At 63.8% G+C, this 26776-nt stretch carries 13 protein-coding genes, 3 rRNA genes and 1 pseudogene; 12 read left to right on the top strand and 5 right to left on the bottom strand.

Annotation, left to right across the window (positions count from 1 at the left end; all coding sequences use genetic code 11):
* The first annotated feature begins 130 nt into the window (after nt 1-130).
* The 4 genes from ACE11G_RS13355 to ACE11G_RS13340 all read left to right on the top strand — a co-directional run bounded on the left by ACE11G_RS13355 (nt 131) and on the right by ACE11G_RS13340 (nt 6876).
* Nucleotides 131-1652: ribosomal RNA gene (locus ACE11G_RS13355) — 16S ribosomal RNA — on the top strand.
* A 449-nt stretch (nt 1653-2101) separates the two neighbouring features.
* Nucleotides 2102-5243 (top strand): 23S ribosomal RNA (locus ACE11G_RS13350).
* 177 nt (nt 5244-5420) lie between these two features.
* Nucleotides 5421-5537, top strand: a 5S ribosomal RNA gene (rrf, locus tag ACE11G_RS13345).
* Together the 16S, 23S and 5S rRNA genes form the textbook arrangement of a ribosomal RNA operon.
* A gap of 604 nt (nt 5538-6141) precedes the next feature.
* On the top strand, nt 6142-6876 hold the full coding sequence (locus ACE11G_RS13340) for a TetR/AcrR family transcriptional regulator (RefSeq protein WP_045536949.1): 735 nt from the start codon (nt 6142-6144) through the stop codon (nt 6874-6876).
* Here ACE11G_RS13340 and ACE11G_RS13335 read toward each other — a convergent pair.
* Entirely contained in the window at nt 6821-8242 is a 1422-nt protein-coding gene (locus tag ACE11G_RS13335; protein WP_375002517.1) for an amino acid permease, read from the bottom strand. The two genes, ACE11G_RS13340 and ACE11G_RS13335, sit on opposite strands and share 56 nt — an antisense overlap.
* A 41-nt stretch (nt 8243-8283) precedes the next feature.
* Between ACE11G_RS13335 and ACE11G_RS13330 the strand changes: the two genes are divergently transcribed.
* Nucleotides 8284-8781, top strand: coding sequence for a GNAT family N-acetyltransferase (locus ACE11G_RS13330; RefSeq protein ID WP_222111316.1), 498 nt, complete (start codon nt 8284-8286; stop codon nt 8779-8781).
* 23 nt (nt 8782-8804) lie between these two features.
* Here ACE11G_RS13330 and ACE11G_RS13325 read toward each other — a convergent pair whose 3' ends face one another.
* Nucleotides 8805-10571, bottom strand: coding sequence for a BCCT family transporter (locus ACE11G_RS13325; RefSeq protein WP_006897592.1), 1767 nt, complete (start codon nt 10569-10571; stop codon nt 8805-8807).
* Between the two features lie 377 nt (nt 10572-10948).
* Here ACE11G_RS13325 and ACE11G_RS13320 point away from each other — a divergent pair, with 377 nt between their 5' ends.
* From ACE11G_RS13320 to ACE11G_RS13300, 5 genes and pseudogenes are all read left to right on the top strand, one after another.
* Complete coding sequence (locus tag ACE11G_RS13320) at nt 10949-11530, top strand: hypothetical protein (protein ID WP_231875779.1); 582 nt, start codon at nt 10949-10951, stop codon at nt 11528-11530.
* 74 nt (nt 11531-11604) lie between these two features.
* Nucleotides 11605-12192, top strand: coding sequence for a copper chaperone PCu(A)C (locus ACE11G_RS13315; RefSeq protein WP_006897590.1), 588 nt, complete (start codon nt 11605-11607; stop codon nt 12190-12192).
* Nucleotides 12189-13406 (top strand): Dyp-type peroxidase, encoded by a 1218-nt coding sequence (locus ACE11G_RS13310; protein ID WP_278126442.1) that lies wholly within the window; start codon nt 12189-12191, stop codon nt 13404-13406. Before ACE11G_RS13315 ends, ACE11G_RS13310 begins: the two co-directional genes overlap by 4 nt.
* A gap of 339 nt (nt 13407-13745) precedes the next feature.
* The gene (mfd, locus tag ACE11G_RS13305) at nt 13746-17336 is read left to right on the top strand and encodes a transcription-repair coupling factor (RefSeq protein ID WP_375002513.1); all 3591 of its coding nucleotides are present in this window, start codon (nt 13746-13748) and stop codon (nt 17334-17336) included.
* A gap of 70 nt (nt 17337-17406) precedes the next feature.
* Nucleotides 17407-18964: pseudogene (locus ACE11G_RS13300) on the top strand (DUF222 domain-containing protein).
* A 19-nt stretch (nt 18965-18983) separates the two neighbouring features.
* Here ACE11G_RS13300 and dapA read toward each other — a convergent pair.
* Entirely contained in the window at nt 18984-19916 is a 933-nt protein-coding gene (gene dapA, locus ACE11G_RS13295; RefSeq protein WP_375002511.1) for a 4-hydroxy-tetrahydrodipicolinate synthase, read from the bottom strand.
* Nucleotides 19917-19988: 72 nt separating this feature from the next.
* On the opposite strand from dapA, the gene ACE11G_RS13290 reads away from it, so the two are divergent.
* Complete coding sequence (locus ACE11G_RS13290) at nt 19989-20966, top strand: LysR family transcriptional regulator (protein ID WP_375002509.1); 978 nt, start codon at nt 19989-19991, stop codon at nt 20964-20966.
* Between the two features lie 64 nt (nt 20967-21030).
* The gene (locus ACE11G_RS13285) at nt 21031-22173 is read left to right on the top strand and encodes a MazG family protein (RefSeq protein ID WP_006897584.1); all 1143 of its coding nucleotides are present in this window, start codon (nt 21031-21033) and stop codon (nt 22171-22173) included.
* Between the two features lie 96 nt (nt 22174-22269).
* Here ACE11G_RS13285 and ACE11G_RS13280 read toward each other — a convergent pair whose 3' ends face one another.
* Both ACE11G_RS13280 and ACE11G_RS13275 read right to left on the bottom strand, forming a co-directional pair.
* Complete coding sequence (locus ACE11G_RS13280; protein WP_375002507.1) at nt 22270-25344, bottom strand: DUF3427 domain-containing protein; 3075 nt, start codon at nt 25342-25344, stop codon at nt 22270-22272.
* A gap of 63 nt (nt 25345-25407) precedes the next feature.
* A complete protein-coding gene (locus ACE11G_RS13275; RefSeq protein WP_375002505.1) occupies nt 25408-26712 on the bottom strand; it encodes a hypothetical protein in 1305 nt (434 codons plus the stop codon).
* Nucleotides 26713-26776 lie beyond the last annotated feature (64 nt).

Raw genomic sequence — 26776 nt, 5'->3', positions numbered from 1 at the left:
GATTGTGCTTGCCGGCCCTTTTGGGGGTTGGTGAGTGTTTTTGGATGAATTTTTTACCATGTCAGTTTTTTGGATTTGGTCAGGTTCTGTTTTCTGGCTTTGTGTTGAAATCTTGTGGTTTCTGCATTTTTTGTTGGAGAGTTTGATCCTGGCTCAGGACGAACGCTGGCGGCGTGCTTAACACATGCAAGTCGAACGGAAAGGCCCAGCTTGCTGGGTACTCGAGTGGCGAACGGGTGAGTAACACGTGGGTGATCTGCCCTGGACTCTGGGATAAGCCTGGGAAACTGGGTCTAATACCGGATAGGACCACTGATTGCATGGTTGGTGGTGGAAAGCTTTTGCGGTTCAGGATGGGCCCGCGGCCTATCAGCTTGTTGGTGGGGTAATGGCCTACCAAGGCGACGACGGGTAGCCGACCTGAGAGGGTGATCGGCCACACTGGGACTGAGACACGGCCCAGACTCCTACGGGAGGCAGCAGTGGGGAATATTGCACAATGGGCGCAAGCCTGATGCAGCGACGCCGCGTGAGGGATGACGGCCTTCGGGTTGTAAACCTCTTTCGCTAGGGACGAAGCGTAAGTGACGGTACCTGGAGAAGAAGCACCGGCCAACTACGTGCCAGCAGCCGCGGTAATACGTAGGGTGCGAGCGTTGTCCGGAATTACTGGGCGTAAAGAGCTCGTAGGCGGTTTGTCGCGTCGTCTGTGAAATTCTGCAACTCAATTGCAGGCGTGCAGGCGATACGGGCAGACTTGAGTACTACAGGGGAGACTGGAATTCCTGGTGTAGCGGTGAAATGCGCAGATATCAGGAGGAACACCGGTGGCGAAGGCGGGTCTCTGGGTAGTAACTGACGCTGAGGAGCGAAAGCGTGGGGAGCGAACAGGATTAGATACCCTGGTAGTCCACGCCGTAAACGGTGGGTACTAGGTGTGGGGCTCATTTCACGAGTTCCGTGCCGTAGCTAACGCATTAAGTACCCCGCCTGGGGAGTACGGCCGCAAGGCTAAAACTCAAAGGAATTGACGGGGGCCCGCACAAGCGGCGGAGCATGTGGATTAATTCGATGCAACGCGAAGAACCTTACCTGGGTTTGACATACACCAGAAAGCCGTAGAGATACGGCCCCCCTTTGTGGTTGGTGTACAGGTGGTGCATGGCTGTCGTCAGCTCGTGTCGTGAGATGTTGGGTTAAGTCCCGCAACGAGCGCAACCCTTGTCCTGTATTGCCAGCGGGTTATGCCGGGGACTTGCAGGAGACTGCCGGGGTCAACTCGGAGGAAGGTGGGGATGACGTCAAGTCATCATGCCCCTTATGTCCAGGGCTTCACACATGCTACAATGGCGCGTACAGAGGGCTGCGAGACCGTGAGGTGGAGCGAATCCCTTAAAGCGCGTCTCAGTTCGGATTGGGGTCTGCAACTCGACCCCATGAAGTCGGAGTCGCTAGTAATCGCAGATCAGCAACGCTGCGGTGAATACGTTCCCGGGCCTTGTACACACCGCCCGTCACGTCATGAAAGTCGGTAACACCCGAAGCCGGTGGCCTAACCCTTGTGGAGGGAGCTGTCGAAGGTGGGATCGGCGATTGGGACGAAGTCGTAACAAGGTAGCCGTACCGGAAGGTGCGGCTGGATCACCTCCTTTCTAAGGAGCAAACAACACGTCGATGCTGGTGCCGAATGTGTATCGGGTCGGTGTTTGTTCATGGGTGAAACACAAGAATCCATCATTTGTTTGTCGGTGGCCTGCGAGATGCGGGCGGGCCGGCGGGTGGTCGACCGTGAGTGATTGCGGTTGTGGACGAAGCACACTATCGGGGTTCTGAGGGAACACGCGTTCTGCGCGGGTTGTCTTGGTGCTCACTGTTTTCCGCCTCGAGTGTGGGGTGTTGGGGGTGGTGGGTGTGTGTTGTTTGAGAAGTGCATAGTGGATGCGAGCATCTAGCCCGGCAGCATTTGTTGTTGTTGGGTTTGTGTGTTCTGCAATTTCGATTCTGGTTTGTGCGATCGCGTGTTGTGATCGTTGTTTTTGTTTGTTGTCCGCATTCGCGCCTCGGGCACTGTTTGGTGTGTGGGGTGTGTTTGTGGGTGTTGTTGTAAGTGTTTGAGGGCGTTCGGTGGATGCCTTGGTACCAGGAGCCGATGAAGGACGTGGTAGGCCGCGATAGTCCTCGGGGAGTTGTCAAACGAGCTGTGATCCGAGGGTGTCCGAATGGGGAAACCCAGCACCAGTGATGTGGTGTTACCCACTCGTGAATGTATAGCGGGTGTGGAGGGAACGTGGGGAAGTGAAACATCTCAGTACCCACAGGAAGAGAAAACAAGTGTGATTCCGTGAGTAGTGGCGAGCGAAAGCGGAGGAGGCTAAACCATGCGTATGTGATACTCGGCAGGGGTTGTGCGTGTGGGGTTGTGGGGTGATCGTTCATCGTGCTGCCGTGCGGTGGGTCAGTGATAAATCGACATGTTAGGTGAAGTGGCCTGGAATGGTCTGCCGTAGTGGGTGAGAGTCCCGTAGCTGAAAGCGTGTTGACTGGCTTCGATTGTTCCCAAGTAGCAGCGGGCTCGTGGAATCTGCTGTGAATCTGCCGGGACCACCCGGTAAGCCTAAATACTTTCTGGTGACCGATAGCGGACTAGTACCGTGAGGGAAAGGTGAAAAGTACCCCGGGAGGGGAGTGAAATAGTACCTGAAACCGGACGCTTACAATCCGTCAGAGCTTGCGCACCTTTGGGTGGTGGGTGATGGCGTGCCTTTTGAAGAATGAGCCTGCGAGTTAGTGCTCAGTGGCGAGGTTAACCCGTGTGGGGTAGCCGTAGCGAAAGCGAGTCTGAATAGGGCGTGTTGAGTCGCTGGGTCTAGACCCGAAGCGGAGTGATCTACCCATGGCCAGGGTGAAGCAGCTGTAAGAGGTTGTGGAGGCCCGAACCCACTTCAGTTGAAAATGGAGGGGATGAGTTGTGGGTAGGGGTGAAAGGCCAATCAAACTCCGTGATAGCTGGTTCTCCCCGAAATGCATTTAGGTGCAGCGTTGCGTGTTTCTTACTGGAGGTAGAGCTACTGGATGGCCGATGGGCCCTATCAGGTTACTGACGTCAGCCAAACTCCGAATGCCGGTAAGTGAGAGCGTGGCAGTGAGACTGCGGGGGATAAGCTTCGTAGTCGAGAGGGAAACAGCCCAGATCGCCGGCTAAGGCCCCTAAGCGTGTACTAAGTGGAAAAGGATGTGGGGTCGCTGAGACAACCAGGAGGTTGGCTTAGAAGCAGCCACCCTTGAAAGAGTGCGTAATAGCTCACTGGTCAAGTGATTCTGCGCCGACAATTTAGCGGGGCTCAAGTACACCGCCGAAGCCGCGGCACTCACACATTTCATCCATGCCTGCCTGCGGGTGGGTGTGTAGTGGTGTGGGTGGGTAGGGGAGCGTCCTGCATCCGTGGAAGCAGCGGAGTGATCCAGTTGTGGAGGGTGTGGGAGTGAGAATGCAGGCATGAGTAGCGAAAGACAAGTGAGAAACTTGTCCGCCGGATGACCAAGGGTTCCTGGGCCAGGTTAATCCGCCCAGGGTGAGTCGGGACCTAAGGCGAGGCCGACAGGCGTAGTCGATGGACAACGGGTTGATATTCCCGTACCCGTGTATCCGCGCCCAGTGATGAATCATCTGTACTAACCATCCAAAAGCTGTCGTTGATTTCTTCGGATTTCTCTGATGGTGGCTGCGTGGGACCTTGGGTGTAGTAGTCAAGCGATGGGGTGACGCAGGAAGGTAGCCGGGCCAACTGGTGGAATAGTTGGTGTAAGCCTGTAGGGTGAGACATAGGCAAATCCGTGTCTTTTTGAGCCTGAGAGGTGATGCGTAGCCGTTGTGGTGAATTCGGTGATCCTATGCTGTCGAGAAAAGCCTCTAGTGAGTTGGTACACGGCCCGTACCCCAAACCGACACAGGTGGTCAGGTAGAGAATACTAAGGCGATCGAGTGAACTGTGGTTAAGGAACTCGGCAAATTGCCCCCGTAACTTCGGGAGAAGGGGGACCACGACCGGTGATCACTTTTTCGGTGTGAGCTGGTGGTGGTCGCAGAGACCAGAGAGAAGCGACTGTTTACTAAAAACACAGGTCCGTGCGAAGTCGTAAGACGATGTATACGGACTGACGCCTGCCCGGTGCTGGAAGGTTAAGAGGACCGGTTAATCATCTTTCGGGGTGGTGAAGCTGAGAATTTAAGCCCCAGTAAACGGCGGTGGTAACTATAACCATCCTAAGGTAGCGAAATTCCTTGTCGGGTAAGTTCCGACCTGCACGAATGGCGTAACGACTTCTCTGCTGTCTCAACCACAGGCTCGGCGAAATTGCAGTACGAGTAAAGATGCTCGTTACGCGCGGCAGGACGAAAAGACCCCGGGACCTTCACTATAGCTTGGTATTGGTGTTCGGTGCGGTTTGTGTAGGATAGGTGGGAGACTGTGAAGCCGGCACGCTAGTGTGGGTGGAGTCGTTGTTGAAATACCACTCTGATCGTATTGGGCTTCTAACCTCGGACCCTGATCGGGTTCAGGGACAGTGCCTGGTGGGTAGTTTAACTGGGGCGGTTGCCTCCTAAAGTGTAACGGAGGCGCCCAAAGGTTCCCTCAGCCTGGATGGCAATCAGGTGTTGAGTGTAAGTGCACAAGGGAGCTTGACTGTGAGACGTACATGTCGAGCAGGGACGAAAGTCGGGACTAGTGATCCGGCACCGGCGTGTGGAAGCGGTGTCGCTCAACGGATAAAAGGTACCCCGGGGATAACAGGCTGATCTTCCCCAAGAGTCCATATCGACGGGATGGTTTGGCACCTCGATGTCGGCTCGTCGCATCCTGGGGCTGGAGTAGGTCCCAAGGGTTGGGCTGTTCGCCCATTAAAGCGGCACGCGAGCTGGGTTTAGAACGTCGTGAGACAGTTCGGTCTCTATCCGCCGCGCGCGTGTAGAAACTTGAGGAAACCTGTCCCTAGTACGAGAGGACCGGGACGGACGAACCTCTGGTGTGCCAGTTGTTCCGCCAGGAGCACTGCTGGTTAGCTACGTTCGGAAGGGATAACCGCTGAAAGCATCTAAGCGGGAAGCCTGTTCCAAGATGAGGTTTCTCACCCACCTTCGGGTGGGGTAAGGCCCCCTACAGATGATGGGGTTGATAGGCCGGAACTGTACGCACAGTAATGTGTTCAGGTGACCGGTACTAATCGGCCGAGGACTTACCAACAACACTCACCAACAATTCTTTTTTCGGATTCAACGAATCACGAGGTTGTGTGAGTCGGTTTCGGTGATTGCGTACACGCACACAGAATGTTTGCTCGTTCATCCACTATGTACTTCTGAAACAACACACAAACCACAACCCTGGTGAGGGATTGTGGTGTGGATAGTTTCATATTGTTACGGCGGCTATAGCGGTGGGGAAACGCCCGGTCCCATTCCGAACCCGGAAGCTAAGCCCACCTGCGCCGATGGTACTGCACTGTAATGGGTGTGGGAGAGTAGGACACCGCCGAACACAACTTGTTGAGTCCCGATCAGACACCGTCTGATCGGGGCTCAACCCATTTCCCGGGACGTGCCCCCCGGCCGGCGAGTGGTGTCTGGGGTACGGCGCGCCTGACAGACCGCGAACGCGCACTCTTCAGGTTGGTTGAGCGAGCGAAGCGAGTCGAAACCACCACACGAGGGGTGCAGGCTGGTCTCGATACGGCGTGCTCGCTACGCTCACCCGCCTACTCGACAAACCTCGAGGGAGCCGGCGATTCCACGCCGGTCGAGCGCGCACCCTCTTAGGCTGGTTGAGCGAGCGAAGCGAGTCGAAACCACCACACGAGCGGTGCAGAGTCGTCTCGATACGGCGGGCTCGCTACGCTCACACGCCTACTCGACAAACCTCGGGCGACGTTCTTTCCAGGTTGGTTGAGCGCGCACCCCTCTTAGGCTGGTTGAGCGAGCGAAGCGAGTCGAAACCACCACACGACGGGCAGTGGTCTCGATACGCCGTGCTCGCTACGCTCACCCGCCTACTCGACAAACCTCGGGGAACCGGGCACAGCGTGACTCCCTCTCTCCGTGCTCGGTGGCTTTCGGAGTCTGAGGCCGGCACTACCATTGGTGGCATGGCCATCAGCAGGCCCGCGGAGAGCGGAGCAGAAGTCGTCACGAAGGCACCCCGGGCCCGGATGACCGGGGCTCAGCGTCGACTGCAGCTCATCGAGGTGGCGCGGGGGCTGTTCGCCGAACGTGGCTTCGAGGGAACGTCGATCGAGGAGATCGCTCAGCGTGCCGGTGTGTCGAAGCCCATCGTCTACGAGCATTTCGGCGGCAAGGAAGGTCTCTACGCCGTCGTCGTCGACCGCGAGATGGAGACCCTGCTGGAAATGGTCACGTCCTCGCTCACGAAGAATCGGTCGCTGTACCGGATTCAGCAGGTCGCGCTGGCGCTGCTGACCTACATGGAGGAGCGGACCGACGGGTTCCGCATCCTGGTCCGAGGAGAGTCGACCAGCGGGGGCGAGGACACTCGCTATTCGAGCCTGCTGAACGACGCGATCAGCCAGGTGGAACACATTCTCGCCGGGGACTTCGAGCGGCGCGGATTCGATCCCGCGCTGGCGCCTCTCTACGCGCAGGCGCTGGTGGGCATGGTCTCAGTGACCGCACAGTGGTGGCTCGACGTCCGGCAGCCGGAGAAGGAGGTCGTGGCCGCGCATCTGGTGAATCTGTGCTGGAACGGCCTCACGCGGCTCGATCCCGAGCCGATGCTCGTCGACGCGGAGTACAAAGAGCCGACGCAGCCTACCGTGCACCCCGCGCTCGCCGACTCGGTTGCGTCGAACGACGACGATAAGTGACTGCTCCCGCAGTCCAGAGAACGGTCACCAGAACGGCGGTCGAGATCACCTGACCGCGAACCGACGGGGTCACGATCGCCAGCACCGTGATAGCGACCAGAGCTATCAGCGTGAGCCACGACAGGTATGGATACCCCCACATCTTCAGCGGCAGCGGCGTTCCGTCGCGCTCGGCGCGTCTGCGCAGCACGATCTGGGCGCAGGTGATCGCGAGCCACGTGACGAGCAGCGTCGAGCCGACCACCGATAGGAGACGATCGAGAACCTGGTCGCCCCAGAAGTAGGTCGCGGGCACTGCGAGGAAGCCGAACACGGTGCTGGCGAGCAGCGCGGGGACGGGAACCGCACGGGGGGAGACCCGCCGCGCCGACCGCGGCGCCATCCGTCGCACCGACAGGGAGAACAGCATCCGCGACGCGCCGTAGAGGTTGACGTTCATCGACGACAGCAGCGCGACGACGATGATGGCGCCCATCGTGGCGGCGACCGCCGGAAGGCCGGTCTGCTCGAGCACGCCGACGAACGGCGATTCGCGGATGCGCGGATCGTCTGCCGGTAGGACGAGCATGATCACCGCCACCGATCCCACGTAGAAGACCAGGATGCGCCAGACGATGGTCCGGATGGCTTTCGTGACGCTCGGACCGGGATCGTCGGTCTCCGCGGCGGCGACGGCGATGATCTCGATTCCGCCGAAGGCGAACGCGATCACCAGAAGTGCGGCCGTGACACCGCCGATGCCGTGCGGGAGGAAGTCGCCGGCGTTGGCGAGTCCAGGAGACGGCTCGGACATCCACCCGAAGAGGTAGGCCGCTCCGATCACCAGGAAAAGCACGATGAACGTCACCTTGATCAACGACAGCCAGAACTCCAGCTCGCCGAAGTTCGACACTCCGGTCAGATTGAGCACGCTGAATACAGTCATGAACACCAGCGCCCACGCCCAGACGGGCAGCAGGCCGACGAGTGCGTTGAGTCCTTCCGCCGCCGCGAGCGACTCGGCTGCGACCACGATCGTCATCTGGACCCACCACAGCCAGCCCATCATGAAGCCGGCTCCGGGCCCGAGAGCTTTGCCGACGTAGTAGGAGAACGCGCCGGGATTCGGATCGGCCGCCGCGAGTTCGCCCAGCATCCGCATCACCGAGACGATGATGACGCCGACGATGGCGTACGAGACGAGTGCCGCGGGTCCGGCGAGCGCGATGCCTTCTCCGGACCCGACGAACAGTCCCGCGCCGATGGCGGATCCGAGGCTCATCATCACGAGGTGGCGTGGCTTCAGCCCCGTCTTGAGGCGGTCGGCTCCGTGGTCCTCGACGTCCTCCTCGCGGACCTCGATAGGTTCTGACTCGTTATCGCCCACCAGTCGAGCGTAGTTGCCCGGCGGTGCGGCAAGATCAGCACATGCTGACCGTTCGCCCGGCGACGTCCGACGACTGCGAGGCCGTTGCCGACATCTACCGGTATTACGTCGAGAACTCCACTGCGACGTTCGACCTCGAGGCGCCCTCCGTCGCGCAGTGGCGGACCAGACTCGAGACGACTGTTGCCGCGGGACGCCCGTTCCTCGTGGCCGGCGCACCCGGCGAGGTGGTCGGTTACGCCTATCTCGGCGTGTATCGGGGAAAGGCGGGCTGGAGTTGGACCGCCGAGGACAGCATCTACCTTCGGCCCGAGGCGGCGGGCCGGGGGACGGGCAAGCACCTGCTGCGCGCGTTGATCGACGCGGCGGACCCGGCGGTGACGCGCACCATCATGGCCGTGGTCTCCGAGGACGTTCCGGAGTCGATCGCGCTGCACACGAAGGTCGGTTTCGTCGAAGTGGGTCGCACACCCGGTGTCGGGCGCAAGTTCGACCGCTGGATCGGCTGCGTCTACCTGCAGTACACGATCGGGCCATAGATCGCCCGAAGGCCCAGTACGGTCTACTCGCGGTGCTTCGGGCCGAAACGCTCGGGTCGCCACCCGCCCCGGGTCCGGCTCAGGCGGTAGTCGATGCGGTCGTCGACATAATCGCGCAGGGCCGGCTCGTCCGGCATCGTGCTGAAGACCTCGCCCGCGATGTGCGACGTCGCGGCCTCCAACCGCTGTGCCTGAGCGGCCCGCCGCAGTTTGTCGTGCTCGAATCGCAGACCCCGCACGGTCGCAAAGCACATCATCGCGAGGATCACGCTGAACGGCAGGGCCGTGGCCAGCGACGCGGCCTGCAGCGACCGCAGTCCGCCCGCGAGCAGGAGAGCGATTGCGACGACGCCCTCGAGCGACGCCCAGAGCACGCGGGACCACACCGGCGGATTGGGGTGGCCGCCCGAGGCGAGCATGTCGACGACCAGTGAGCCGGAATCGGAGGAGGTGATGAAGAAGACGGCCACCAGGACGATCCCGAGAATCGAGAAGACCGTGCCGAGCGGCATGTCCGACAGCACGTGGAACAGCGATCCCTCGGGCGAGACCTTGCCGTCCTCCACCAGGTCACCCTCGCCGAAGAACTGCCGGTGCAGGCCCGTACCACCGAGCACCGAGAACCAGACGAATCCGACCAGAGTCGGCACGATCAGGCATCCGGCGATGAACTCGCGCACTGTCCGCCCGCGCGAGATCCGGGCGATGAACACGCCGACGAAAGGCGCCCAGGCGATCCACCAGCCCCAATAGAAGATCGTCCAGTCGCTGAGCCAGTCCTGTGCCTCCTGGCCCTGGAAGGCTCCGACGTCGAGCGTCATGTTGAACAGGTTGGCGAAGTAGACGCCGATCGACTGCACGAAGTTGCGCAGAAGAAAGAGAGTGGGACCGATCAGCAGCATCGCGATCACCAGCAGTCCGGCGATCGACAGGTTGATGTTCGACAACCACTTGATTCCGGTGCCCAGACCGCTCACCACCGACAGGGTCGCCAGGAAGGTGATGGCGACGATGAGGATCACCAGGAGGGTGTTGTCGACGGAGTCGATGACGCCGATCGACTGCATGCCCGCTGAGATCTGCTGCACGCCGAGCCCCAGCGACGTGGCGACGCCGAAGACCGTGCCGAAGATGGCGAGAATGTCGATGAGGTCGCCTGCCCAGCCCTTCACCCGATCGCCGAGCAGCGGTTCGAGCGCCCACCGGATCGACACCGGTCGCCCGCGGCGGTGGATCGCGTATGCCAGCGCGAGCCCGATCACCGCGTACACCGCCCACGGGTGCAGACCCCAGTGAATGAATGTCTGGGCCATCGCCAGACCGGCGATGTCCTCCTGGCTACCGCTCCAGCCGGGTTTCGGTTGCACGGTCGCATATGTGAGTGGCTCACCGACGCCGTAGAAGACCAGTCCGATGCCCATGCCGGCGGCGAACAGCATGCAGAACCAGCTCACCCTGCCGAACTCGGGAGCCTCATCGGGTCTGCCCAGCCGGATGCGGCCGAGCCTGGAGAAGCACAGCGCGACCGCGAACACCACGAAACACGCGATGATCAGCATGTAGTACCAGCCCAGGTTCGAGACGATCCAGTTCTGGACATCGGTGAAGACTTCGCTCGTCTGGTCGGGGAACGCGACGGCGAGAGCGCTCACCGCGACGATCACGATCAGTGCCGGCCAGAACACCGCCGGAGCGATTCCACCGCGGCCGAGCCGGACTCCCTGGCGCTTGAGCTTCTCGGTGATCTCCTCATCGGTGTCGTTCTCGCCGACGTGCCAGTGGTGGGGCACCGGTGCAACGCCCGGAGATACGGATGTCGCCTCTTTTGTGTACGGGTCGATCAAGACTGCGCCGTCCAAGAGCACGGCGGCTGTGTCCGTCCCGTGCTCAGTGTCCGTCCCGTGCTCTGTGTCCGTCCCGTGCTCTGTGTCCGTCCCCCGTGGTTCGCTGTCAGCATTCTCCCGTTCGTCAGACATGCACTCCACGATCGGTGGCGAACGCCGATGATTCAAACCGAGGCGGCGATCGCCGAGGTCAGGCAGCGTGTCCGACGGCCGGGTCGACGACGGTCCGGTCGACGAGCGCGTCGACGACGAGCAGTCGCGCGCAAGAGCCGCGAAGGGCGGCCGACTCGGCCGGTACGACCTCCGGTAGTACCCTTGACGACGTGCTGATTCGCCCGACGCCGACCGGTGCGCAGGTCCCCGCGACCGCGCACGGGTTCCTGGCATCGGTGGTCTCGCTCATCCTGGGTGTCGCGGCCCACTCGATCGGCGGTGGGCACCTTCCCACGACGGCGCAGTCCGCGGTGCTCCTCGGCCTGGCGCTCGGGGTCGGACTGGTCCGCGCCGCTCAGGTGCGATCGGTGGAGCGAGCACGGGCTCGCGGCCGGATCGGCATCTCTGCGACCGGCGCGTTGGTCGCGCTGTCCGCGGGCCAGGCGACCGCTCACGGAGTGCTGTCGCTGATGGCAGGGCACGCGGGACACGGAACCGGCGTGACGCCCGGGCCGTTGATGCTGTTCTGGCACGCACTCGCCGTCCCCGCCGCGGCTGCCGTGCTCTTCGTCGCCGAGCAACTGAGCCGGGCGTACGGCAACAGCGTGTCCCATGTCTGGCGGTTGGTGAGCACGCGGGTGTGTCTCGACCCCGCTTTCGTCGTCATCCGCGCCGACCGGCACGCTGCCGCGCTCCGGCCCGCGCCGATGGTCGCCTCCGCCGCGGTCCGCGGTCCTCCTTCGCTGGTCTGAACCCCATCCGACACCACCCCGGCGGTCTCATCCGATCGCGGGGTATCAGACTCTGCACGAAAGAGACATCACTCATGGCGATAAGCCGTACCCTCATCCGTTCGCTCGGCCTCACCGCCGCAGCCCTGCTGTCCTTCGTCGTCGTGGCCTGCGGCAGCGACGACTCCTCCGCACCGGCCTCCGATTCGATCACCGTCTCCGACCAATGGGTCAAGGCCGCCGAATCGGGAATGACCGCCGCCTTCGGGACCATCGCCAACTCGTCCGACCACGACATCCGCATCGTGTCGGCGCACACCGACCTCGCCCGCACCACCGAGATGCACGAAGTGGTCGACAACGGCTCCGGCGGCACCACGATGCGCCAGAAGGACGGCGGCTTCCTCGTCCCGGCGAAGTCGTCGATCACGCTGTCGCCGGGCGCTGAGCACTTCATGCTCATGGATGTCACCAGGCCGATCACGACCGGACAGAACGTCGCGTTCACGATCCGCTTCGAGGACGGCTCCACCAAGACCTTCGACGCTCTCGCCCGAGACTTCGACGGCAATCAGGAGAATTACGCGCCCGGCGGGGACACTGACCACCCGGACATGGACCACGGTACGGCCGGGCACGACATGCAGCAGTCCGAGTCGGCGCACGCCGACTCGCATCAGTGACTGAGCAGCGGACTGGTCGCGTCTCGCGCCGTACCCTCCTCGCCGGCGGAGCGGGCCTGGCGGGCATCGGCATCGGGGCGGCCGCGGTGGGCGTCGGGCGAGAGTTCTCCTCGCCCGACCCCGCCGCGGGTTCCGGCCTGACGCCGTTCTACGGCACGCATCAGTCCGGCATCGTGACCCCGGCTCAGTCGCACGCTCAATTCGTCGGCCTGGATCTCGTCGACCCGACCGACGTCGACACTTTCGCGGGGGTCCTTCGCCTGTGGACGCAGGACGCGTCGAGGCTCACCCGTGCCGAGCCGAGCCTGTCCGACACCGAGCCCGAACTCGCGGTGCTGCCGTGCAACCTGACGGTCACCGTCGGTCTCGGTGACCGGGTGTTCCGGGCGCCGGCTCTCGCGCCTCTGCGGCCGTCATGGCTCGCGCCGCTCCCGCCCTTCTCGATCGACCGGCTGGATCCGCGGTGGGGACAGACTGATCTGCTTCTGCAGATCGGCGCCGACGACCCCGTGGCCCTCGCACATGCGACGCGCATGCTGACCTCGTCGGTCCGCCGCAGTGTGCGGGTCCGGTGGGTGCAGCGGGGGTTTCGCAACAGTCCGGGAATGGCGCCGGGCACGATGCGCAACCTGTTCGGACAGGTGGACGGCACCGTCCAGCCGAGCCCCGACGACTACGGCTCCCTTCTCTGGGACGACGGGCGCGAACAGCCCTGGATGGCCGGCGGGACGAGCCTGGTGTTGCGGCGCATCGCGATGCACATGGACACCTGGGAGGCGCTCGATCGCCGGGGGCGGGAGCTCTCCACAGGTCGCACCCTCGACAACGGCGCACCGCTGACCGGGCGCTACGAGTCCGACGATCCTGATTTCGAAGCCTCACGCGGCGGCATCCCGGTGATCCCGCCGTCGTCGCACATCGCGCGGGCGCATCGTCGGGCGCCGGACGAGCAGTTCATCCGTCGCGGGTTCAATTACGACGACCCGCCCGAGGCGGGCTCGGCGGACACGTCCAACAGCGGGCTGATCTTCGCCGCGTATCAGCGGGATCCGGTCAAGCAGTACATTCCGGTTCAGCGGCGCCTGGACGAACACGACGACCTGAATGAGTGGACGACGCCCATCGGCTCCTCGGTGTACGCGATTCTGCCCGGCGCCGCTCCTTCGCGCCCGCTCGGCGCATCGCTGCTCGCGGCCGCCGGTCGGTCGGGGTGAAGGAGGGGGAGCGGTGCCCTCCCCAGGCTCGTCGAGAGGGCCCGGCGCGCAGTGCCCTCCCCAGGTTCGTCGAGTAGCCTCGGCGCGCGGTGCCCTCCCAGGTTCGTCGAGTAGCCTCGGCGCGCGGTGCCCTCCCCAGGCTCGTCGAGTAGCCTCGGCGCGCAGCGCCGCGGCGTATCGAGACCGTGTCAGGCGGCCTGCGCGGTCTCGATGCGCCTCGTCGCTCCGCTCCTCGACTTACTCGACGAGCCTGGGGGACCGACAAGCCCGGGACCGACGAGCCTGGGGACCGACGAGCCTGGGGGCGACAGGACGTGGTGGTCTTCTACACTTGACACAGTGTCGACCCCCTCTGCGCCGCGTCCATCCCTGTCCGGGCTGACCTCCTTCGCGTTTCGTGATGCGGCCTTCGGTTTGCTGCGGGAACGAGTGGGCGAGACTCGCCTCGACATCACGGCACCGGACGCGGCCCGGCCGCTGGTGGTTGCGCAACTGGCCGAGATCTCCGAGAACCTCGTCCTGGTCGTGACCGCCAACGGTCGGGAGGCCGACGACCTCACGACCGAACTGTCGGAACTGCTGCCGTCGGGGCCCAACGGGACGTCGGTCGTCGCTCAATTCCCGTCGTGGGAGACGCTGCCGCACGAGCGGCTATCGCCCAGCGCCGACACGGTCGGTGCCCGGCTCGCGGTGCTCAGTCGACTGGCCGACCCGGCGGTGTCCCCGTTGCGCGTCGTGGTCGCGACCGTCCGTTCCCTCGTGCAGCCGATGGCTCCCGGGCTCGGTGCGATGCGCGCGGTCACGCTCACCGAAGGCACGGAGGCGCAGTTCGACGGTCTGATCGAGAAGCTCGTCGAGATGGCCTACGAGCGCGTCGACATGGTCGGTGCCCGCGGCGAGTTCGCGGTGCGCGGCGGCATCCTCGACATCTTCCCGACCACCGCCGACTACCCGGTGCGAGTGGAGTTCTGGGGCGACGAGGTGACCGACATCCGCGCGTTCTCCGTCGCCGACCAGCGGACGCAGCCGGAGATCGACACGTCGGTGGTCCAGATTCATCCGTGCCGAGAACTGGTGCTGACCGCCGAGGTCCGGGACCGGGCCGCCGAACTCGCGTCGACAGTCGAGGACGAGTCGCTGCGCGAGATCCTGACCAAACTGTCGGAGGGCATTCCCGTCGAGGGAATGGAAGCGCTGATCCCGGCACTCGTCGACGGCCGGATGCAGATGCTCACCGAGGTGATGCCCGACGGCACTCGGGTACTGGTCCTCGATCCGGAGAAGGTGCGCACCCGTGCCGCCGATCTGGCGAGGACCGGCGAGGAGTTCTTGGAGGCGTCGTGGAACGCCGCGGCGCTGGGGGCAGCGGCGCCCGTGGCCGCGGGCGAACCCTCCATCGACCTGTCGGCGAGTGCCTACCGCAGCGTCGGTGACGTCGAACGTGCGACCGTCGAGGCGGGCAAACCGTGGTGGACGATGAGTCCGCTCTCGGCGGGATCGGGCGAGGAGCTCGAACTCGATCTGCAGCCCGGGCCGGCGCCGCACGGCGACCCCGCCGAGCTCGACGAGTTCATGACGTCGTTGCGCGCTCAGGTCGCCTCGGGCGGTCGTGCGGCGTTGATCGCCGCCGGCCGGGGCACTGCGATGCGATTCGTCGACCGTCTCGGTGAGGCCGAGGTCCCGGCCCGGCTCGTGGAGCCGGGCGATGAGTTGCCGGCCGACGCGGTCGGCGTCTTCCACGGCACGCTGCGGCGCGGACTGGTCTGCCCGTCGGCGCGTCTGGTGATCGCCACCGAGGCGGACGTCACCGGCGCTCGCGTCGTCGGTGTGAAGGACGGCCGGCGACTGCCGGCCAAGCGGCGCAATCAGGTCGACCCGCTGGCGTTGAGCGCCGGTGACCTGGTGGTGCACGACCAACACGGCATCGGCAAGTTCGTCGAGATGATCGAACGCACGGTCTCCGGTGCCCGGCGCGAGTACCTCGTGATCGAGTACGCGCCCGGCAAGCGGGGACAGCCGGGCGACCGCCTGTACGTTCCGATGGACGCACTCGACCAGTTGTCGCGCTACGTCGGCGGTGAGCAGCCGGGGCTCAGCAAGCTCGGCGGTTCCGATTGGGCCAATACCAAGCGCAAGGCGCGCAAGGCGGTCCGGGAGATCGCGGGCGAACTGGTGCAGCTGTACGCCGCACGGCATGCGGCACCGGGTTTCGCGTTCAGCCCCGACACCCCGTGGCAGCGGGAGATGGAGGACGCCTTCGACTACACCGAGACCGTCGACCAGATGACGGTGATCGGCGAGGTCAAGGCCGATATGGAGAAGCCGGTCCCGATGGACCGGGTGGTGGTCGGCGACGTCGGTTACGGCAAGACCGAGATCGCAGTCCGCGCCGCGTTCAAGGCCGTTCAGGACGGGAAGCAGGTCGCGGTCCTGGTACCGACGACGATTCTCGCCGGGCAGCACCTGCAGACCTTCACCGAGCGGATGGCGGGCTTCCCGGTCACCGTGCGCGGGTTGTCGCGGTTCACCGATCCGGCCGAGTCGAAGGAGATCATCGCGCAGATGGCCTCCGGTGAGGTCGACGTCGTCATCGGCACGCATCGGCTGCTGCAGACCGGCGTCCGATGGAAAGACCTCGGTCTGGTGATCGTGGACGAGGAGCAGCGCTTCGGTGTGGAGCACAAGGAGCACATCAAAGCGCTGCGCACCCACGTGGACGTGCTCACCATGTCGGCGACACCGATCCCGCGCACCCTCGAGATGTCGATGGCGGGTATCCGCGAGATGTCGACCATCCTCACTCCGCCCGAGGAACGGCACCCGGTCCTGACGTATGTCGGCGCATACTCCGACAAGCAGGTCGCGGCGGCCATCCGGCGCGAGCTGCTGCGCGACGGTCAGGTGTTCTACGTGCACAATCGCGTCTCGACCATCGACAAGACCGCCAAGCATCTCGCGAACATGATTCCCGAGGCCCGGGTGGTGGTCGCGCACGGGCAGATGGGCGAGGAGCAACTGGAACGAACCGTCCAGGGCTTCTGGGACCGCGAGTACGACGTCCTCGTGTGCACCACGATCATCGAGACCGGGCTCGACATCTCGAACGCCAACACCCTGATCGTCGACCGTGCGGAGAACTTCGGGCTCTCGCAGCTGCACCAGCTGCGCGGGCGCGTCGGGCGAAGCCGGGAGCGCGGGTACGCGTACCTGCTGTACAGCCCGGACAAGCCGCTGACCGAGACGGCCTACGACCGGCTCGCGACCATCGCCCAGAACAACGAACTCGGTGCCGGCATGGCGGTGGCGCTCAAGGATCTCGAGCTGCGCGGTGCCGGCAACGTCCTCGGTGCCGAGCAGTCCGGGCACGTCGCGGGTGTCGGCTTCGACCTCTACGTGCGGTTGGTCGGCGAAGCGGTCGAGGCGTACCGAGCCGCGGCCGACGGCAAGGCAGTGGCGACCGAGGAGACCGTCGAGGTGCGCATCGACCTGCCGGTGGACGCGCACATCCCCGTCGAGTACGTGGAGGCGGACCGGCTCAGGCTGGAGGCATACCGCAAGCTGGCGTCGGCCACCAGTGACGATGACGTCGACGAGGTGATGAGCGAACTGACCGACCGCTACGGTGAGCCGCCCGTCGAGACGCAGCGTCTCGCGGCGATCGCACGTCTGCGGCTCCGGTGCCGCGAACGCGGTATCGCGGAGGTCGGTCTGGCCGGTCAATCCATCCGGATCTCACCGATGCTTCTGCTCGACAGCCAGCAGGTCCGGCTCGCGCGCATGTACTCGTCGGCGAGCTACCGTGCCGCGACCCACATGGTGACACTGCCGATCCCGCGTACCGGCGGCGTCGGTTCCCCCCGGCTCCGGGACACAGAGCTCGTCGACTATCTGGTCACGTTCCTTCAGACGATCGCGCCGCTGGAGTCGTAGAGTCGTAGCGTCCGGTCGATGTCAGACCCCTCCGATAGTCTCGAATGTGAGTTCGATGAAGGGGGGCGGCATGAGTACTCGAATCGACCGTTTTCAGGGTTCGACGGTCCGGATCGACGACGATGCGATCGTCATTCCGGATCGGAATCCCGGACGGCGCGAAGGGCGATCGAGCCGCGCTGTTGCGATTCGCCGCTCGATCGGACTGCTATCAGGGCGCGGTGATGTGGCATCGCTACGCCGCCGTGTACCGCCTGTATCAGGCGAGAAGGGCTGAGTTGGAGGCCGATTCGGCGGTGGACGCGTACTCGCGGCTCTACGACCCGCAATGCCAGACGGCCGCGGCCTACGCGGTCGCAGCCGGAGTACGGCCGCACACCGCTGAGATGTTCGTCGATCGCGCGATCGCGTGCGTGGAGCGGATCCCGGCGGTGGGCAGGCTGCTGCGCGACGGTCGGATCACGGTCGCGTGGTTCACGCGGGCCGTCGAGCAGACGGCGCTCGTGGACGACCTGGAGCTCCTGGAGTTCATCGACGCGGAGATCGCGCACCGTCTCTCCGAGGCGGGCGGGCTATCGGCCGCCCGCGTCGAGTCGATCGTCTCCGCGGTGGTCGCCGAGTACGATCCCGATGCGGTGACCATGACGCGCGAGCAGATCGCAGCAGGAAAGAACGTGGTCGTGTCCCCGGTGTCCGACGGCATGTCGGAGATGGTCATCACCGGTTCGTCCGAGGATGCGATGATCGCGCTCGGTACCATCGACGCCCTCGCCGACGGCGTCTGTCCCTTCGATCCCCGCACGAAGCAGGCCCGTCTGTCCGATGCCGCGACCGCGCTGCTGCATCGCGCCGAGTTCACCTGCCGATGCGATCGCGACGACTGCGCTTCGGCCCTGTCGCCGGAGCAGGTCGAATCGCGGCGCGGTCAGATCGTGGTTCACGTCGTGGTCCGCAAAGACGCCCTCGACGGGACGTCGGAGACTCCGGCGTACGAAGACGGGGTCGGTCCGATCTCGGCCAGGCGTGCGCGTGAACTCATGGCTCGGCCCGACGCGGTGGTACGGGAACTCGACATCGACAAGGTCATCGCCGACTGCGCCGCCCATGCGGATCGATACCGGCCGTCCGCCGCTGTAGCCACCGCGGTGCGTGCCCTGTTCGGCACGTGCACCTGGCCGGGCTGCGATCGTCCCGCGTGGAAATCCGATCTCGATCACGTCGTCGAGTTCGATCACGTGGACCCCGCCGCGGGCGGCCCGACCTGCTTGTGCAATCTGAACCCGAAATGCCGTTTCCATCACGGTCTGAAGACCTTCGGCAGCGGGTGGGTCGACGACCAGGTCGTCGATGCGGCCGGTGTTCTCTGGTCGGAGGTGACGACCCCGGACGGAGTCTCGGTGCGTCAGCAGGCGCTGAACCTCTGGTTGCTGCCGGAGCTGGGCCGCTTCCAGTGCCGTCACGGCGTGTCGATCGGTCAGTCGCGCGAACCGCCACGACACGCCGAGGGGGAGCCCGAGAGGGCACGGACCCGCACCCAGGCCAAACATCGCTATCGGATGCAGCGGCGCGCGGCTAACCGCCGACGCCGAGAGGCGATGCTGGTTGGCGACGGCGAACCGCCGTTCTGAGGGTGATAGCGCGCGTCGGCTATGCCGTCAGCAACCGATCGCCGGTCGGCTGACCGTCGGCTGCGAGGGCGGCACGGATGACGGCGACCTCAGAGGCGGTCGCCTCGAGCAGTGGCGCGCGTACGGCGGCATGGGAGATGACGCCGATCTCGCGGAGCGCGGCCTTCGCGGTCACCACACCCGGTGCTGTGCGCATCAGTGCGATCGTCAGGGGGAGGACGGCGTCATTGATCGCGCGGGCCCGCGGCAGATCGCCCGCATCGATCGCCGTGATGAGGTCCCTGTTGCGGTCTGCGCCGACCACTCCCATCACGCTGACCAGACCCGAGGCTCCGGCCGCCAGGTACGGCAGGTTCAGCTCGTCGATGCCGCAGTAGTACGCCATCCCGGTCTCGGCCATCAACGACATCACCTCGAACAGATCCCCCTTCGCATCCTTCACCGCGGCGATGCGCGGGTGGTGCGAGAGTTCGACGAGCGTCTCCCGGGTGAGAGCGAGGCCGGTGCGGCCGGGGATGTCGTAGAGCATCACCGGGAGTTCGGTGGCGTCGGCGATCGCCACCGTGTGAGCGATCACTCCGGCCTGAGACGGCTTCGAGTAGTAGGGCGTCACGACCAGCAGAGCGTCGGCGGCGCCTGCCGCGGCGACTGCTCTGGCGGTCTGGACGCTCTTAGCCGTGTGATTGGTGCCCACGCCGACGACGAGGCGGGTCGCCGAACCCGCCGCGGCGCGGACCAGTTCCAGTACGCGAAGCAATTCGACGAGTTCGAGGGTCGGAGCCTCCCCGGTGGTGCCGGCCACCACGATCCCGTCGCAGCCGGTGTCGACGAGATGCTTCGCCACCGCGCCGATGCCGACCTCGTCGAGCGAGCCGTCGGGGTTCATCGGCGTCGGCATGGCGACGAGGTTCGATCCGAAGATCGCGCGCGCGGGATGCGAGGTCGAAGTCATGCATTCATCGTCGCCACGGAAATAGTTCACCACAAGCGAGGAGTTATCGTGAGTAATCGTTAGGAGTACTTCATGATCGATGTCGGAGCATTGAGAGCTCTGCGGGCCGTCGCCGATTTGGGGACGATGGCGCGGGCCGCCGACGAGCTCGGGTTCACGCCCTCGGCCATCTCTCAGCAGATCAAGAGGCTCGAGTCGCAGGTCGGGGTGCGTCTGGTGGCGCCGGCCGGGCGCCGGGTGGTGCTGACTCCGGCCGCACATGCGCTCGTCGAGACCGCGCCGGAAGTGCTGAACGCGCTTGAGAAGTCGGTGGCGGCGGCACGGTCGGTGGATGCCGGTTCGCCGCGCGGTGTGGTGAGGATCGCAGCGTTCTCGACCGGTGTCCGCGGCACCGTCGCGCCCGCATTGAAGCGTGTGCGACGCCTCCATCCGGAGGTGCGAGTCGAGGTGACGGAACTCGATCCGGTGCCCGCCGTGTACGCGGTCGAGTCGGGCAACGCCGATCTCGCGATGGTTCACGACGCCGACGGCGTGACGGTCGCGGTGCCGGCGGGGCTGGAGCGGTCGCATCTGCACACCGACATCGGCGACCTCGCGGTGCCGCTGGGGCATCCGCTGGCTGAGGCCGACCGGCCGATCCGGCGGGCCGAGCTCCGCGACTGCGGATGGGTGACCAGTCCCGTCGGCACGGTCTGTCATCGGTGGTTCGAGCGGTTGTTCGCCGAGTCGGAGCAGCAGCCGGACGTGATCCACTCGGTGGACGACTTCGGCACGCAGATGGCGTTGGTCGAGGCGGGCGACGTGGTCGCGCTGATCCCGCGCCTCGCCCGGCCTCGCGTGCCGGAGGGGGTGGCGGTGCGCGAGTTGCAGAATGCGCCGCGGCGTGAGGTCCATACCGTGTGGAGGCACAGCGCGGAGGCCGACCCGGCATTGCGGGCAGTACTGACGGAGATCAGGGGCGTGCCGAGTGAAGACGGCAGTGAGGATGGCTCGGTGTCAGGCCGCCATCCCGGCAGTAATGCGCGACACGATTCCTTCCCGCGCGTGTGACCGGAGCGAAGCCTTGTGACGCGTTAATGTCGAGGTTGACACTGATTTGCGAGGAGGAGCTTCCATGACCGTGGTCCTGCTCGACGCGTCGCGACCCGATCTCGTTCCTGCCGGTGCGGTGGCGCTGCTCGCGGAGACCGTGGCCGTCACCGAAGAGGTGCACCCGTCGCTGTTGTGGCAGTTGCCGTCGTACGAGCTCGTCGGTCTGGTCGAGGACGACGGTACTAAGACCCTGGTGAGTTCTGATCGTGATCATCCGGCTGTCGTCGAGCGGTTGAAGTGGGGCGAGCCGGTCATCGAAGGCAGTAATCTCCCGGGCGGCAAGCTGCTGCGGGCTGTCGAGCTGATGGACCGGCTTCGTCGCATGGGCCCGTGGGAGCGGTTGCAGACGCACGACTCGCTGCGCAAGTACCTTCTCGAAGAGGTGTACGAGCTGCTCGACTCGATCGACCACGGTACGTCCGAGGAACTCTGCTCTGAGCTCGGCGATCTCCTCCTGCAAGTGCTGTTCCACGCGCGCATCGCCGCTGATTCGGCGGTCGGGGCGTTCGACATCGACGACGTGGCGCAGAGCTTCATCGACAAAGTGTCGAATCGAACACCCGGCGTTCTGGGCGGTGAGCACGCCGATCTGCATCGTCAGATCAACGAGTGGGAGGCGGCGAAAGCCGCCGAGCGCGAACGCGGCAGTGTGCTCGACGGCATCGTCACCACCCAGCCGGCGCTGGCCTTGGTGCAGAAGGTGTTCGAGCGTCTCGCCGGCGCAGGTTTCCCCGTCGCGGCCGTGAGCCCCTCGCTCTATCGAGTCGATATCCCCTTCCGCAAGCATGCCGTCGGCAGCGTCGAGGACGACCTCCGTCGTCGCGCGATCGCATTGATGAACCAGGTCCGTACCGCCGAGGGCGCCGCCGCCGAGGACGGTGTGGTGCCCCGGGACGACAACACGTGGCGCAAGTACCTGGGAATGACGTATGTCGAGGAATCGGCGGAGCCCGACGCGGACGCAGACTCCGGCGCGGACGTCGAGGAAGCCGGCATCGAGGACACCGCTGAGGACCCTGCTGACGAGGATTACGAGGAACTGGTCGTCGACGAAGACCCGATCGCCCGGAACAAGAAGGGCAAGACTCACAAGGTCAAGGATCTGAAGGTCCCGAAGGTCCCCGGCATGGTCGTGGTGGAGAAGTGGAGCGCCGAGGGGGAGTAGGCGACCCGTCGGCTGGTTGAGCCCTGCCCGCTGGTTGAGCCGCGAGGAGCGGAGCGACGAGCGTGTCGAAACCACGGGAGCGCGGGGGCGGCGAATCTACCCCGCAGCCACCTTGGCTTCGTGGAAGAACTCGGCGGGCATCTCGTATGAAAGTCTCCAGGTGACGGCGATCGGTCGCTCGCCTCGGTGATCTGCCATCGTTGCTGGGCCGATGAACATGTACGGCATGGGGCCAAACTCGCCCACCTTCCGATGTCGGACGAACAACAGCACAGTGCTGGTCCCGTTCACATAACGTTGACCAGTCCTTGAAGCAAGTGTCGTTGTCGACTGACTTTCCCAATGGAACAACCTACGGCTTATCGGATAGTCCCGATACATTGTCGTCGGCGAGAATCCGGTGTCAGACTTCGTCAACGTCACAAAGAATGCGTCGACATTGAGGTCGTCGATATACTTTACACCTTCGCGAAAATTCCCTGGCTTGGATTGTAGTGACGCAACACCGAGAGCAGCAAGAATCTCCTCGCGCTGGTAATGTGCGTGGAGCTGCAGCGGTAGATCACGCAGTGATCCCGCCAGTGGTCTTGTTTGCTGTCGAGAATTCTCAAATCCGTAGTCCGTAATCGCGATCAGTTCTTTGCATGCCTCAGGCTCTGATCGCAGAAGTTCTAGAGCTTCACGGAGGGAAGCGAAATCTCCGCCTGTCGGCCAGACGGAAAATATCAACATATCCGCGAGTCGCCTGTCTCGATCGGACAGTTCGCTGTAGGTCTTCGTGTCGGAGAGTAAGCGCCGATACGCTATCGCGCGGACGGGATCGTCAACATGTGAAAATGCTCGGTTTCGCTTGAGGATCTCAGATTCCAGCACCGAACCTGACGCGGAGAGATGGCCGGCATCTCGGCGCAGGCGAGTCCATGACTTGTTGCCGTCCTTGACAAGGTTCGCAAGTGGCAATTCGGTTTCGTCCAGGAATTCTCCAAAGGTGATATCGCCCACCGATTGTAGTTCGCGGACCATGTCTTTCCATCGCATCGTGAGCTGCCGTTGAAGGCTGGCCAGAACAATTTCTTGGGAGGTCTTATCGAACACGATCCGACACCCGGACGGTAGCGTTGGGAATTGATCGATGACCTTCTGTTTCTGTGACCGTCGACTGCCTCCCGTTAGTGCTCGGAGCCGGAGATCCCAGCGAAACTCTTCGCGTTGGTTGCCGACAAAATCGAGAATAGTGAGAATAGGTTTCGATTCAGTGCGGCGAAGTCCACGCCCCAGTTGCTGCAGGAATACGGTTGCGCTCTCTGTTGGCCGGAGCATGAAGATCGTGTCGACTTCCTTAATGTCGACGCCTTCGTTAAATACGTCAACCGAAAATATTGCATTGATGGAGCGATTGCCCAGACTAGCGAGGAGTTTGGTCCGCTCGGCGCCCCGGATTTTGCCAGACACCGATGCAGAGGGGATTCCGGCTTCTGTGAATACTCGCGCCATGTACTCGGCATGGCGAACGCTCACGCAAAATCCCAGTGCACGCATGTTGAGCGGTGCGACGATCTTATCGCGTACTGCGTTGAGCACGATCCGTGCACGCGCATCATCCCCGGTATACAACGTCTCAAGTTCTGCTGTTTCGTAACCTCCTCTCTTCCAGCTGAGTCGGGATAGGTCGGTACCGTCGGCAATTCCAAAGTAGTGAAATGGGCACAGCAGCTCGGCCTCGAGTGCATCCCACAATCGAAGTTCAGATGCGATGCGACCATCGAAGAAATGGCGAACATCGATACCGTCGGCGCGCTCTGGGGTAGCAGTGAGTGCCACCATCTCATTGGGCTGCAGGTGATCGACTATCTGTCGATATGTACGTGCCGAAGCGTGATGAAACTCATCTATAATTACCACTTCGAAGTGGTTCGCAGGAATTTCGGTGACGTAACTACTGAGCGACTGTACGCTCGCGAAAACGTGATCCCATCGCTCTGGGCGAGCTCCGGCGACATACAACTCGCCGAAATTTGGGTCGGTTAACACCTCTTGGAAGGTCCTGAGTGCCTGATTGAGAATCTCCTCACGGTGCGCTACGAATAGTAGCCGTGGGCGGTGTTCGGCTGCGTGAGCGATGCGGCGATAGTCCAGAGCTGCAAGAACGGTCTTGCCGGTTCCTGTCGCCGCTACAATCAGATTTCGGTGTCGGCCATGTACGTCACGCTCCGCCTGCAACTCCTCGAGCATGATTTGCTGGTATGGGTACGGCCTCACTTCGAGTCTTGAAGTACTCAGAGTTAGCGAACGGTGACTTCGATTACCCGAAGCCACTGCGAGGGCGTCGTCGAGGCGATCTCTGTCTCGATCCGGATCATAGGATTCGAACGAAGGGTCACTGTTCCAATAGGTCTCGAATGTCGATGTGAACTTGTCGATTAAGGCAGGGGTGGTGACTCGCGACAGTCGCACGTTCCATTCGACGCCGTCAATCATCGCGGCATTGGAGAGATTCGAAGAACCGATGTATGCGGTATCGTAACCCGAATGGCGGCGGAACAACCACGCTTTCGCGTGGAGGCGGGTTCGGAGATTGTCATATTGCACGCGGACTTGCGCCCCGTAATTGCGCACGAGTCGGTCGAGGGTCTCTCTTTCGGTGGAACCCAGATACGTCGTTGTGATGACCCGGAATGGTTTACCAGTGTCAGCGAGCGTCGCGAGTTGAGCTTCGAGCAAACGGACGCCGCTCCAACGGATGAACGCGCAGACTAGGTCGACCGAATCTGCCGACGCAAGTTCGGCTGGGAGCTCATGCCCGATCGAAGGCTCGCCGCTAGCGTTGGTGAGGAGCGCAGCTTCGGACAAAGGAGTTGTGGGGCGTATTGAAGCTCGGTTTGTTAGGCCGGGATGCTCTGATTGGTAAATGCGGAGGAGCTGACGTGCAGGCTCCTCAACAGCGGCGCTCTCGGAGTCGAGACGACGGATGACGTCGTTGGCGGCATTCAACCGGTCCGATCGATCTTTGATCGCGGTGAGATGCCGGTAGACTACGTCGCTCACGTGCCGAGCGAGTAGATGCGGTTCGTCGACAGCATCGATGCGGGCTGTTTCGTAACGCCGTCCGCTGGACTCGAGTTCAGCGTGGAGCTCTTGGGTTACCAGCTGTTCGTAGATGCCTTCTTCCACTCGCACAGTGTTGCATCCGCCGCCGACATTTCTCACGAACACCCCGGTTTGCGCTGTTAGCGACTACCCGAGGTCGGTCGGTGAAGGAGTCGCTGCGGGCAAACTGGTTTCTGGCGGCTCAGACGTGACGCCGCCCTCACCCACCTCCGGTCTCCGGACCACCTCGACACCCACGGCCACGACGACCAGCGCGACTACCAGCCAGGCCATCGCGGTGAATGTCACCGGCCGCGAGGCGAACAAGGCGGCCATGCCGAGTGCGAGGGCGATCCAGTAGATCACGGCGCGGTACTTGTCGACGGCTCGGCCGAAGCCACGGGTGTCGCCGCCGGCGCGGTCCAGCGCGCCACGCAGACCAGTGAACCCCGAGTCGAGGACCGACCGCACGGCGCGGGCGGGCCGCGCCGGGCCGGCGAACCAGCCGACCACCGCGATCAGCAGCCCGAGGAAGGTGAGGGCCCGCAGCGTCGACGCCATCATCGCGGTCACCTGGTCGAAGATCGCGTGCGCGACAGCGCTCGGCAACGGATTCGGGCTCATCGAGAAGACGAAGACGTTTCCACCGATCCAGACGCCAATCGACATCAGTGCGAAGATGACGGCCGCGGCCAACGACGACGCGACCGTCGCCCGTCGCCGGCGGTTGGCTACCAGGATCCCGCCGACGAGCAGTCCGACCGCCACCCACGACAGCCAGAGTCCGCCGATCACGGCCACCCGGTACGAGACGCGCGCCAGACCCAACGAGTCCGAGTGGAGGATCGTGACTGATCGGTTCGTCACCGGGATCCGGTTCACGAAGTCGAGGCCGGGGGCGGATAGACGCTGCTTCACCGCGTCGACCAGCGGGGCGAGCTGCAGGCTCAGGGTGCCGCTGTCGGAGAGCGCCAGCGCCGCGTCGGGCTGATCCTTGAGCAGCGCCGTGGCCTGCCTGTGGGTGACGCGCAGACTCTGCGCCCAGAGATCGGCGAACTGATCGGAGGCCACGAGCCGCTGCGCCGTCGACGCGACGAGCGACTGGATGCCGGCGACGGCGGGCCCCCGGAGAGACGAGATGGCAGCAGTGGCCCGCGGCGGAAGTCCGGACTCGGAGATTCCGTCGAAGGCCTGACCGATGATCTGCTCGAAATCGACCTGCTGGTTGATCTGATCGGTGATCTGGTCGGCGACGAAGTTCTGGACCGCCGGATCGTCCGCGAGCGGGGCGAAGGTCGCGACGAACTGGTCGCTGTCGACGAGCTGCAGGCGTACCCATGTCCCGACGGAGGCGACGGGCGCGAGGATCAAGGCGACGACGATCATGAGTGCGCTGACCACGGCGCGGAGCCTGGAGGTCGATCGGCCGGCGGCGGGTGAGGTCTCGTTCACCCGTCGATCCTCGCACCCGGGACGGCCACCGATGATCGAAGTCGCCCGGCCGGGCGAGGCGTCG

The sequence above is a fragment of the Gordonia sp. PS3 genome (genome assembly GCF_041950545.1).
Taxonomy (GTDB): Bacteria; Actinomycetota; Actinomycetes; order Mycobacteriales; family Mycobacteriaceae; genus Gordonia; species Gordonia sihwensis.
Note: the sequence above shows the minus strand (reverse complement) of the source record. Positions and strands in the feature narration are given on the sequence as shown.